The organism is Clostridium oryzae (genome assembly GCF_002029235.1).
In the GTDB taxonomy this organism is placed as follows: domain Bacteria; phylum Bacillota; class Clostridia; order Clostridiales; family Clostridiaceae; genus Clostridium_AE; species Clostridium_AE oryzae.
In genome coordinates, this window is sequence record NZ_MZGV01000005.1 from 37473 (window position 1) to 50429 (window position 12957).

A 12957-nucleotide genomic window follows, 5' to 3' on the forward strand; every position below is an offset into this window, starting at 1 on the left:
CTTTTTGAAACTCTGTTACAGAAGCTTCCTGTTACCTATTCACTTTGTAATTTATAAACTTCAAAATATGATGTTAGTATATAAAATAGTTCTCTCTTCTATTTAGATTAAATGCTTCTTTATTGTTATTTGTTCTTATTTATTCTTCTTTATTCCTTAATCTCTCCACTAAGCTTTCCTTGCACATATCGTTATAGCATAAAGATGGAAGATAATAAGCAATTAAAAGCAGGAATGGCATACACAAAATTATTGGCAGAAGCGTAAACTTATAAGTGAAATACCAGGCGCCACTAATTATGGAGGTTACAGCAATATAGGCAATACCGCTTCCAAAGATAGCCGTAATTAAAAAGGTTGCTGCCACATATACAAAGCTTTCACATCTCACCATGCTTTTCAGCTGCTTTCCTGTCATTCCAACAGCCTGAAGCATTGCAAATTCTCTTCTTCTATTTAAAATCGAGGTTACTGTAGAGTTAAAGAAATTCAATATACCTATCAGCGCCAGAATAAAACTTAAGGCTCCTCCAACAACTATAAACATCACTTCAACTTGATGATATTGAGCTGTATAGGTACTCTTAGAAACAAGCTTAAGATTTGCAGCTACATGGTTACAGTAATCATTTATTTCCTGCTTTGCTTTATTTAGATATTTATCCTTAACATCAAAATTAATCATAAGGGGTTGTACGCTGCTGTAATTCTTCTTATATTCATTATCAGCAAGTATTAAATTCGGACCTATATTCGTAAATTCGTGTGCACTTATAGAATCTGGAATATCACCAATAGCCAGCACCTTGTATTTTTTAATATTTCCTCTTCCATAGTTTATAGTGACTGTATCTCCAATATCGTAGTAATGATATTTTTCATCAGCTGCATAGCCGCTAACTATAACATACTTACCACTTTTGAGCTTATTAAAGTCCATTTTCCCTTCATATATATCTAGCTGCTTTGAAGTGTATTTATCTACTCCATATACATAAGTGTCCAGTATTTTTGTGGTTTTAACATATTCTAAACACGACTTTTGATTCTTATTTAAATATCTTTCTTTAAAATGGTGTACTATTTTCATAGCATTCCTATAACCCGTTTCGCTTGCTTTTTGATCACACTCTTTTGCGTATACTTTTCCTACATCTCTCAGACCTTTTAAGCCTTCTACTTTTTTTATTACACCTGCAGTAACTCCTTCTAAATTTTTATTAAAATCTGTTCCCGTAATAGAAGCATCACTTACAGAAAAATCACTTAAAATCAGTCCCGATACGAATTTATTCATATCAAAACCATTCACTAAAGTATATACAGAATTCAGCAGTATCAGACTTAAAGAAAGAGAAAGCACAACGGCTATAAACTGCTTCTTGCCTCTTTTTAAATTTGCCACTGCCATAGAAAAAGTATTTATTTTACCAGTTTTCTTTTTCACTGTTTTTATCCCTTTATTCTGTCCTGTGTAGTTTATAGCCTCTATTGGAGAAACCTTCGAGGCTAGTCTGCCTGGACGAATGCAGCTCAGATATATAGTAAGCAGCGTAAATAATAATGCACCAATAAAAATCACTGGATGGAATGTAATTTTTAGTTCTATTAAGCCGTCAGTAAATTGTCTGAGAAACGGCAGTAAAAGCTTTGATATAAACCATCCCGAAACAAGCCCCAAGGGGATTCCTATTATAGATAAAGTAATCGCCTGATTTCTTACAATTATTTTCAACTGTTTTCCTGTGGTACCTATAGTCTTAAGCAGACCATAAAACTGTATGTCCTTTACTACGGATATATAAAAAATATTATAGATAATTAAGTACCCTGAAAACACTATTAGCAATCCCATTATTCCTATAAACAGCAAGGACTTTGCATCTACAGCTTCTGAAGTATAAGCCCAATTTGCACCATAGTGCACTTCACTTGGCTTAAAATTGCATCGCTTCATTAATGCATTAATTTTTCCTTGAATGTTCCAGCTATTAGAAAACCATATATTAGTATCTATCAAGCCAGCACAATCACCAATTTCCACTTGATGCAGCGGGTTCGCAGTCACAGTAGCCACCTTGTTACAGTAAGCTTTTGATACCCATACCTCCTGAGCTCCAGCAAGCACATCTCCCTTCCAATAGCCACAGAGGGTAAAAGTATCCTTGATTTTTTTCTTATGTACAGTAAATTCCAGTCTGATTTTTTCACCCAGCTTGTACGGCAATCCTAGACTGTCTAGTACTAATGTACTAGTAGCAATATCCTTGTAATACCTAGGCATTCTTCCAGCTGTAGGATAAGAAAACTCCCATTTAGCACTCTGCGCTTCACTATATCTTATTTCTGTGGGCCGCTTTTTAAGTTTCTGATCTTCAGCTTGTGAAATGAATATGTTATACGAGATTTTCTTAATTCCAGTATCCTTTGCAGCAATATTATATTGCTTCTGAATAATGTGTTTAAAACCCGCATGAGCGCTTGTTCCAACTTGATGCATTGCCTCGTGCTGTGAAGCTTCCATTATACTATCGCCAATGGTCAGTAAACTTGTAAACAAAACACAGGTAAGCATTATAGCCAAAATAACTATAATGTTTCTGCGTCTATTATTTAAGAGAATCCTCTTTGATATTCGATTTATAACCTCCCTATTTTTTACATTAAGCACCTATCTCACCGCCTTTTACCCTTCCATCCTCAATTCTTATGATGCGGTCAGCTAATGATGCTATATTTTCATTATGTGTTATCATTGCAATAGTTTGATTAAATTTTTCGCTAGTTACTTTTAATAGACTGAGGACATCACTGCTTGTCCGACTATCAAGATTACCAGTTGGCTCATCAGCTAAGATAATTGCAGGTTTAGTGGCCAGTGATCTTGCAATAGCAACTCTCTGCTGCTGTCCACCAGATAGCTGGCTTGGAAGATTCTCTTTTTTGTCTTTAAGGCCTAAGGTTTCAATTATCTCTCCTACATACTCTTCATCCACCTGGTTTCCATCTAACTGTATAGGAAGAACTATATTCTCATATACGTTAAGCACAGGTACGAGATTAAAGCTTTGAAATACAAAACCTATTTTCCTTCTTCTGAAGATTGTTAATGCTTCCTCCTTTAAAGAAAAAATATCCTTATCATCTACTAATACCTTGCCCGATGTAGGATAATCCAATCCCCCAAGCATATGTAACAAAGTTGACTTGCCGCTGCCTGAAGTTCCTACAATCGATACAAATTCGCCCTTTTCAACAGACAGACTAACTCCGTCAAGGGCCTTTACCTGCTTCTCACCTGAGCCATAATATTTCTTCAAGTCGATTGTTTTTAAAATACCCATTTCTACCTCCATAGTTGAAACTTATATTATTTCTTTCAATATACAGATTATAGCAGAGTAATCTTTCGTAAATCTTTCCACAATATAACGGTATTGAAAGAATTATAGGTTCTGTGTGAATAATATAAATAGATTGTCCTTCATCTAGGAAGATAGATTGAGAAAGTTGAACCTTTCCCTAATTTTGATGTTACATTAATATACCCCTGCTGCTGCCTTATTATTTCTCTTGATAGATATAACCCTATGCCGACACCGCTCTGCTGTTGTACACTTTGGCTGCGATAGAATCGCTTAAATATCTGTGTTATTTCTTCTTCTTTAATTCCCATCCCTTGATCGATAATATCTATGCATATGTATAGTTCAAATTCCTTTACAGAAATAGCAATTTCAGTGTCATCATTAGAATATTTTACTGCATTATCAATTATGTTATATATTGCTTCTTCCGTCCATTTCAAATCACAAGAAGCCTTAACTGCTCGTTCTCCTATGACATTAATTAAAATATTCTTTTGCTTAGCTTTAGCTTTAAGCTCCGTTACTGCACCGTAAATCATAGGGGCAATCTCTTGCTTTATAGGTACTATAGTCATAGTACCGCTTTCAAGTCTCGATATTTTTACTAAGGCATGTATTAGGAAATCGAGTTTTTCAGCCTGCGTAGCAATTTGTTTTATAAGTGCTTTATTATCTTCATTAACTTCTTTTTCTTGCAATAGCTGCGTATATAACAGGATATTAGAGAGAGGTGTTTTAGTCTGATGTGAAATATCTGAAACAATACCTTTAATATTTTCCTTTTCTTTTTCTATATTACTTCTGGACAATTTAGAATTTGTCAGAAACTGCTTCCATTTAACTTCTAACTTAGATAATTCACTTTCATTATAATCTGTTTCCTCAAAGGTACCCTTTATAGCATCGTCAACCATATTATTCAGCCTATTATATGTCCTTCTCCATGGTAAAAAAAACTTCATTTTATCACCTTGTTATCTTTCCATACATAACCCACACCATATATAGTTTGTATGTATGTAGGCTTTGAAGGATTATCTTCAAGTTTATTTCTAAGCCTGTTAATTGTAACGGATAAAGCATTCTCGTCCACAAATTCACTGCCATCGCTCCATACCTTGTCTATTAATGTTGCACGAAAAAGTACTTTCTCCTTGTTCTCAATAAGTATTCTAAGCAGCTTTTGTTCATTCTTACTAAGCTCTATACAATTATTTTTTATAGTAAACTGCATAGAATCAAAATCAAAAGTGAATTCATCTACCTCATAGTAATTTCGTTGTTGGTTTCTATCTGTTCTTCTAAAAAGTGTTTCTATTCTTGCTCTAAGGACCATAAGGCTAAAGGGCTTGGTTATGTAATCATCAGCTCCCAGCTGCAATCCCATAACTTCGTCCGTTTCCATATCATTAGCTGTAAGTATTAGCACAGGAATATCTGATTTCTGCCTGACTTTCTTTAAAAAATCATATCCGCTTCCATCTGGCAAGTTAATATCTAAAATAATCAAATCTATACTGTTTTCAAGGACAATTTTCTCTGCTGAAGCCAAATCAAAACATTGCCTAAATTCGTAGTCTGGGTTCTTTAATGCAAGAACAATACCATCGCTTAATGCTCTGTCATCTTCTATAATCAATATTTTTTTCATGTTCCTACTCCTTAATTTTTACCTATATATAGATATTCTAATTCAACTATTAACTTACAGGCAATAAAATATTGTTGAATATTCGAAGTTTCACCAACTTTATATTAAATTTCAATATTACCTCTTTATATATTACCAATATAAACAAAAAAGTTCACATATAGTAAAAGCATATCAAGATATTTTTGCATTATTTACAAATATTACCTTGGACATAAAATGGATACGCTAAGAGAAGCCGCTTTGTACAAAAGATGATGGCGAGATAACTCGCCTGTGTGGTCGGTCTTAAATAATAAAAAAGGATGAACAAATTAGCTATTTAGCTTGTTCATCCTCTTTTATTTTTAAATTAATATTAATGTTTCGAGCTAGTAACTGCACTATAATATTTCTTTACAGTGCATCCTGCCTCCTTTGATTGTGCCTTTAACCATTTCTTATGAGTGCAATCTGTTAAACATCCTGGTGCTATCTGTCCATTTACTTCCAATACCTCAACTTTATCCATAATACCTTCTACAATAAATTTTTTTTTCATTAATATCATCCTTCCAATTTATTATTTATAAAAGTAATATAACTTACTTTTTATATTTGGCCTGTACATAGTTCGTTAATCATATTAGCATTTCTATATTTTCACCATAGTAAAGGTTATAATAATGACCATTCTTGCATATCAATTCATCATGAGTTCCCTGTTCAACTATTCTTCCTCCATCCATGACATATATTATGTCTGCATTTCTTATTGTCGATAATCTATGTGCTATAACTATAGTTGTTCTATTTTTAAGAAATTCAGATATATTACCCATTATATTTTGCTGAGATACATTATCTAAAGCTGATGTAGCTTCATCAAATACAATTACCCTTGAATCGCCTAACAGTGCTCTTGCAATAGATATTTTCTGCTTCTGCCCACCTGAAAGCTTCACTCCATCCTCTCCTATCACAGTATCAAATCCATTAGGGAGACTAGCAATAAAATCATATATTTGAACTTTTTTGCAGATGTATTCTACCTCAGCTCTGCTTACATACTTATTCTCCAGAGTAATATTATTTATAATCGTATCATCAAACAATAACAAGTCCTGAGTGATTATAGCTATATTCTTTCTCAGATTTCTTAGATTGTACTTTTTTAACGAAACCCTATCTATATAAATGCAGCCATTATTAACTTCCCATAATCTGAATAGCAATTTTATAATGGTAGATTTGCCACAGCCTGTAGAACCTACTATTGCACTAACTTTCCCTTTTTCAAATTTCATGTTTACATCGTTTATTACATCGCTGCCATCTCCATAAGAGAAGTCTACATGCTTAAATTCAATATACCCATTAGAATCCTTATTAAATACTTCTCCATCATTATCCTGTTCTATAATCACTGGTTCATCTATAACTGCAAATATTCTATTTATTGAAACTGCGGACTGTTGAATAGTTGTGTTCGATCTTATTATACGCATAGACGGTCCCATAAACATAGATACATATTGTTCAAATGCTATAAGTTCTCCAAAAGTCATATGTCCTTTAATTATCTTGTAGCCGCCATACCCATATGTAAATACTGTAATTAATGCGCTTACAACTTTTACATTTGCAGAATTTCCTGAAATAATCATGTCAAAGTGAATATATTTTTTCAAAATATCTTTTTCTTTTTTTATGTAGTTTCTAAAAAACTTTGGAATAGACTTAGACATAACTACGAGCATTATGTTGGATATGTATTCCTGAACAAGATTAGATATGACTCCTGAATCATCTCTGAGTTCGTTAGTTTTCCTCGAAAGAATTTTTGTAAATTTGGATTGAGTAAAACCTAATGCTATTTCTAATGTCATAAGTAGTAGTAATAAATCCCACTGCATTCTTATTAAAAAGAACAGTGCTATAACTGCCATAAAGGCATCTGAAACCAGTGAAATTACAAGTTCAATACCCATACTTTCAACAATATATATGTCATTTTCCATAACCTGCAGCATATTTCCTGATTTAATGTTTGTATAATAGTCACCTGATAACTTTCCAAGATGCTTTAACAACTTTACTTTCAGTTTTACAGTTACTCCGTTTTTTATCTTGGAGTATATATAGCCTGATCCAACCTCAAAAGCTGCAGATACTATATTTATAAGTGCATAAAGTATTGCTAAAGCTAGTAAGAGCTTTATTTTACCCAGCTTTATTGCATCATCTAGTATTCTTTGCATTATCTGCGGTGTTGTTAAATCCAATGCAGAAACTATAAGCATTATAACAAATGCAACTATGGATAATTTTCTATTCTGTTTAAATATCATCAAAAAAAATCTTTTAATATTTTTTCTTGTAGTACTTTTATCACTAATCATAGTTCATCTTCCTTAAACACAAGATCATAAAGTGTATAAACTGAATAAAAATCCTCTGACGTAACACTTGTATAATCAATATTCTTATTTAATTCTACATTAGCAAAGTCTATAAATGCTTGTATATTTTCCAGTCCTATAATCCCGTAAAGATGAATATCTTTTATATTTTCTAGTTTCACATCTGAAAATTTTTCAATACACTTGCTGAGTACTAAAAGGTTATTCTGCTTTATCTCCAGCTCATTGCTAACCTTCCATTCACCGTAACACATTAAATCTTCTTCAGTCCACTTTGTTCGTTCCGCATTATTCAATATAATTTTCGTCAGCTGTTCATTGCTAATATTCTTATCTGCTAACATTCTAGATACAACCCCACAGAAATACGCTGTGCACCTGCTGTTACCTCCAAAAAAGCTGTACTTCCCATTAGTTTGAGGCAGTAGTCTTTTTACATTGCAGCATATTGACTGTATTTCTTTATCCGAATCAAACCAGAAGTTTTTAATGTTCTTATAGATTCCTCTGACACCAATTACTCCTTCCATGTAGCTAGGATAACTTACTTCTCCATCATTCTCAGCAGAGCAAATTAATAACTTATTCTTTTCATTTATATATCTAATAATTTTTTTTAATTCATCGTTATATTTACTCTCTTTAGTTGAACAGCTTAGAGAAATAAGTTTAACTTCCTCCATAGACGCTGCATAATCTAATGCTTCAATAAGCTTTTTTACTGTGCACTGAGCGTTCTCATTCAATAATTTTATTATGTATAATTTAGCTTTAGTATTTATCCTAAGTATTTCAGCAGCACATGCTGTACCATGTCCATTAAAATCTTGAATACTACTAATATCAGTTCTATAATTATCTATATTTATTCCTTCTATATTTTTTTTATTAAATTCCTTGAAGTTTAAGTCAATACCACTATCAATAATTACAATTGAATTCATGTCAAACATCCTTGTTCTAGATTTTTTCTCTCAAATACTAATTTGTATTATAGTGTTTTTATCTTATCTATAAAATCGTCCTTTAGAATCCTCTTGAAAGAAATAGCTGAAGTAATGTAACTTATAAGTACTAATGACAGAAGTATAATCGCAAGTATTATGGCAAACCCAACATCAAATAACCTAGCCATATAAACATCAGAAATTATCATTCTTCTTATTATTAACGCAGGAATAAGCGATAGTATGTAACTTATAAGTACACATACATTTATTTCCAATGTGATAATTCTAAAAATTTCTCTTTTAGTTATACCTATTCCTCTAAATAACGCAAACTCCCTGCTTCTATTATTTATGCTAGTAAATATACTATTACAATAATTAAATAGAGATAATATTGCTATTATACCAACTACTAATCCTATAATAATACTTTTTTGATTATTTTCCTTTGTATATTCCTCTGACTCATTTTTGTAATTAACAAATTTGCCGTCACCTTCTTCTTTTGCGATTTCCTCTAAATCACTTGCAATTACACTTTTGTTACTATACATAGATGACCATATATCAAACCTCTCGTAACCTGAATTCCCCATTATTTTATTCATCAGATTTACACTCATAATTATTGTCATATCTGAATCAACCTGTTGAGATGCCATCGGTAAATCTTTAATAAAACCAGCCACGGTAACTTGTCTTTGATTTTCAATAGATGGATTATTAACCTTAATCTTATCACCAATTTTTATATTAAACCTGTTTTGAGCTGATTCCTGTAAATATACATACGCTTTTGCCATTAACAAATCAGGATTTTTATTTCCATCAGTAATTAAATTTTTTATTATACTAGGATTTTCCACTCCTATACCATTAAAATTTATCATATGAATTTTTGATTTATTCTTTAGCTTAACAAAAGCACTTTGGTTTATTATTCTTTTATTTTTTTTGTACCAGCTATTTTTTTTATTAATTTTGTTTTCATTTATCTCAACGTAAATATCTTTATTCCTATATGCATTTACTTTTGTTATCCCTACTATTTTTTTTATCTTATCTAATACATCTTTATCATATCCACTCTTAATTGAATTTAAATTTCTTATACTTGTAGAACTTATTAAATAATCACCTGGTATCAATATTCTAGTTCCATTATCATTGCTATAATTACTTGTGGCTTTTGTGTACCCAACAATACATAAAAAAGCAATCAAAATTACAGATGCCATCATTAAAAAAGTGCGCTGCTTATTTCTTTGTAGATTTTTTGATGCGATATTTCCAGTATCATTAAATAACCATTTAAGTAAGTCACTTACTATTGTTTTACTTTTTATATTAATCTTTTCCTTATTATTTCTTAAATCAACTATAGGTTCAACTGTACATGCATTTATCATAGGTCCTAAAATTGAGATTAATATGGTTACACCACTTAATAGTGCGGCTTTTATGTATAGATTTACATGATTACCTCCAGCTATATTATTTATATCATTTATGCTATATATTGCAGCTATAACATAATTCTTTATAAAGTGTGCTAGTACTGTACCAGCTATAAGTCCAATCAAAATACTTATAATTGAATATATACCAGTCTCTATCAATACTATTTTTCCTACATCAAAAGGTGTAAAGCCCAATGCTCTCATAACTCCTAAATCCTTTGTCCTATCTAAAACCAGCATATTAAATATATTATATATAAGCAATGCTGTAGCCAATGCCACTACTATATTTACAGTTATATACGGTATCCGCATATTTGACTCATCATCTAAAGCTCCTATTATAGCTTTATTAGGAGAAATATTTTTCTTATTTAAATGTTCTTGCTTAACAAGGTTAGAAATTTGTCTATTTATATTGTTTTCATGCTCAAATTTTAATACTATTCCATCATATTTATTTTTCATAGGGATATATTTTTTTGCAGCATTTTCCGCTATATATGCCCAACTCAATGCTTGTCTCTTTAAAAGTGCATTATCGTATAATACCCCCATAACTTTAAAGGATTTTTTTCCTTTATATATTACCTCTCCATTTGAATTTTCCTTTACATAGCTTAGTTCTATATTTTTGCCTATAGGATTCTCAATATGTCTTAATTTAAAGTATCTGTCACTTATTGCGATTTCATTTTTATGAATTGGTAATGAACCTTTCTTTATTTTTATATTATGTTCTAATTCTCTCATATTCTTGTCTTCATTTAATATAAGAAGCCTTTCTGTTTCATTAACTTGTGAACTACCAAGAACCATCTGTTTTCCTAATTGTTTAATATTTGAATTATTTTTTATACGTTCCACTTCTGCATTAGTAGGATTATAGTAGATAGCATGTTCACCGCCAATGCTATCCTTAGCTTGTTTAACTAGTATTTTTTTTGCATCACTATTAATAATATTCATACAAAGAAAAAGCGCCGTACAGATAATTATACTAATTACAATTATAAGAGAATTTTTTTTATCAAATGATATATATCTTTTTACTATATCTGTAAATTTCATGTTATGCCTCCTTAATACGTCCATCCTGTATTTTTATGATTCTATCAGCATACTTTGCATTGTCCTCATTATGAGTTATCATTATAACAGTTTGGTGGTATTTTTTCTGAGACTCCTTAAGAAGTTTTAAGACTTCCTCCTCTGTTTGACTGTCCAGGTTTCCCGTAGGCTCATCAGCAAGTATTATCGCTGGCTTATTTATTAGAGCTCTAGCTATTGCAACTCTCTGCTGCTGTCCTCCTGACAATTGGTTTGGAAAATGGTTCCTTCTATCATCTATACTTAAAATTTTCATTAATTCCTCTGTATAAGATTTATTCTTATTGTTAGTGTTTATAGTTGGCAATTCTATGTTTTCCTCTACTGTAAGAACTGGTATAAGATTAAATGTTTGAAATATTAATCCTATCCTTTTCTTTCTTAATAATGATCTGTCATTTTCACTCAGAGAAAAAATATTTTTTCCATCTACAATTATATTACCAGAGGTTGGTTTCTCTAATCCAGCTATTAAATGAAGCAATGTGGTTTTGCCAGATCCACTCTTACCAAGTATAACAACAAACTCTCCACTTTTAACTTCTATGTTAATATCTTTTAACGCTATTACTGTTGCCTCTCCTATACCAAACTTTTTTGTAATGTTCTCTACTTTTAAAACACTCATTTTTTACCTCCAATAATATAATAAATTCTGAAGTATATTAACTAACAAAAACATAACAATAAAATATTGTTATGTTTTTGTTACTAAATTACTGTATTAGTGAGCACCACTTGTAATAGCATCATAATACTCTTTCTGATAGCAACCAGATTTTCCTGAATATGCTTTAGCCCAGTATGTATGAGTACAATCTTTATAACATCCAGGTGCTACTTGTCCATTTACATCTAATCCTTCTACTTTTTCTAAAATCTCTTTTACTATGAATTTACTCATATTTTCCTCCTCCTATAATTTTTTTTATAAAGCAATTAACTTGCATTATAGCATACACATGGTTTTATTCTTTTACATATCAATAAGAATATCATTATATTTATTTTTTGTTTTCAATTTTATTCTTTCTAAGACACATTCTATAGTTGGTGGTACATAATAGTCTCCAGTAGTAACTTTATTTAATAACTTACATCTGTTTCCTTCACAAGCCCTCTTATTGTTACATCTAATGCACTTACTATTATCCTTTATACTTATGTCCTTAATGCACTGAAGCTTATCAGAATCTATTCCGTTTTCTATAGTACCTATATTAAATTTTTCTCTACCAGCTACAAAAGTACACGGATAAATAAAACCATCTGGATAATAATTAACGCTTGGTGAACATATACCTACTGCTCTCTTCTGCTTTTGTATATCATAAACTGTACTAACTACTATTTTAAGATTATTTTTATACCAATAATCTATAATTTTTTCTTGTTGATTCTGTATTATTTCAATACACTCTTCATTCCACTCTTTTGAGAACAAATCAAAAGCTGATGCAATATTTTCAAAACCTAAATTCTTAATATATACAGTATTCTCAAACATATCCTCTACATTATTAGGTGTAATGGTCATTCTGCACCTCAAATTTTTAAATATACTAAGCATTTTTTTAGCTGTTTCTATAACAATATTAAAAGATCCATTACCATCTCCAAAAACTCTATTTCTGTTATGAATATTTTTATCTCCATCAATACTTATTGATATATAGCCTTCGAAAGCTTTTCTATATTTTCTAAAAAAATTATCTATTTCTTCATTCCAGACAGTTCCGTTAGTTGTCATTTCATATTTTATTTGTAAGTTTCCTTTAAACTCTTCTATATCATCCACAAATCTTTTTATAAGCTTAAAATTCAGTAAAGGTTCTCCTCCATGAAAACGTATAATATGTTTATTATCATCAGACTGAGAAATTGATTTTTTAATACTTTTTAAAGTTAAGTCCTGAAAATAATCATTCATATTTCCAAAACATGTCTTTTCGCCTTCATAACAATATCTGCAATGTAAATTACAAAAATCTGTTGTCCAAACAGTAAACTCCATTA

11 protein-coding genes are annotated in these 12957 nt (G+C 30.9%); all 11 read right to left on the reverse strand.

Translation table 11 applies throughout. From position 1 onward, the window contains the following. Window positions 1–139 precede the first annotated feature (139 nt). The 11 genes from CLORY_RS03615 to CLORY_RS03665 all read right to left on the reverse strand — a co-directional run bounded on the left by CLORY_RS03615 (window position 140) and on the right by CLORY_RS03665 (window position 12955). Complete coding sequence (locus CLORY_RS03615; protein ID WP_079422161.1) at window positions 140–2671, reverse strand: ABC transporter permease; 2532 nt, start codon at window positions 2669–2671, stop codon at window positions 140–142. Further along, entirely contained in the window at window positions 2664–3344 is a 681-nt protein-coding gene (locus tag CLORY_RS03620; RefSeq protein ID WP_079422162.1) for an ABC transporter ATP-binding protein, read from the reverse strand. The genes CLORY_RS03615 and CLORY_RS03620 overlap by 8 nt, the downstream gene beginning before the upstream one ends. A 140-nt stretch (window positions 3345–3484) precedes the next feature. Continuing rightward, window positions 3485–4330, reverse strand: coding sequence for a sensor histidine kinase (locus tag CLORY_RS03625; protein WP_079422163.1), 846 nt, complete (start codon window positions 4328–4330; stop codon window positions 3485–3487). Next, on the reverse strand, window positions 4327–5019 hold the full coding sequence (locus tag CLORY_RS03630; protein WP_079422164.1) for a response regulator transcription factor: 693 nt from the start codon (window positions 5017–5019) through the stop codon (window positions 4327–4329). The genes CLORY_RS03625 and CLORY_RS03630 overlap by 4 nt, the downstream gene beginning before the upstream one ends. 358 nt (window positions 5020–5377) lie before the next feature. Next, entirely contained in the window at window positions 5378–5560 is a 183-nt protein-coding gene (locus CLORY_RS03635; protein WP_079422165.1) for a hypothetical protein, read from the reverse strand. 79 nt (window positions 5561–5639) lie between these two features. Then, window positions 5640–7400 carry an ABC transporter ATP-binding protein gene (locus CLORY_RS03640; RefSeq protein ID WP_079422166.1) on the reverse strand — a complete coding sequence of 587 codons (1761 nt, stop codon included), beginning with the start codon at window positions 7398–7400 and terminating at the stop codon, window positions 5640–5642. Further along, window positions 7397–8365: a S8/S53 family peptidase gene (locus CLORY_RS03645; protein WP_169911514.1), complete on the reverse strand. Its 969-nt coding sequence runs from the start codon at window positions 8363–8365 to the stop codon at window positions 7397–7399. The genes CLORY_RS03640 and CLORY_RS03645 overlap by 4 nt, the downstream gene beginning before the upstream one ends. Before the next feature lie 47 nt (window positions 8366–8412). Beyond that, on the reverse strand, window positions 8413–10902 hold the full coding sequence (locus CLORY_RS03650) for an FtsX-like permease family protein (protein WP_169911515.1): 2490 nt from the start codon (window positions 10900–10902) through the stop codon (window positions 8413–8415). Between the two features lies 1 nt (window position 10903). Next, window positions 10904–11569, reverse strand: a complete 666-nt coding sequence (locus CLORY_RS03655) for an ABC transporter ATP-binding protein (protein WP_079422169.1) — start codon at window positions 11567–11569, stop codon at window positions 10904–10906. Between the two features lie 96 nt (window positions 11570–11665). Continuing rightward, window positions 11666–11845, reverse strand: a complete 180-nt coding sequence (locus CLORY_RS03660; RefSeq protein ID WP_079422170.1) for a hypothetical protein — start codon at window positions 11843–11845, stop codon at window positions 11666–11668. 72 nt (window positions 11846–11917) lie between these two features. Next, on the reverse strand, window positions 11918–12955 hold the full coding sequence (locus CLORY_RS03665) for a radical SAM/SPASM domain-containing protein (protein ID WP_079422171.1): 1038 nt from the start codon (window positions 12953–12955) through the stop codon (window positions 11918–11920). Between the last annotated feature and the right edge of the window lie 2 nt (window positions 12956–12957).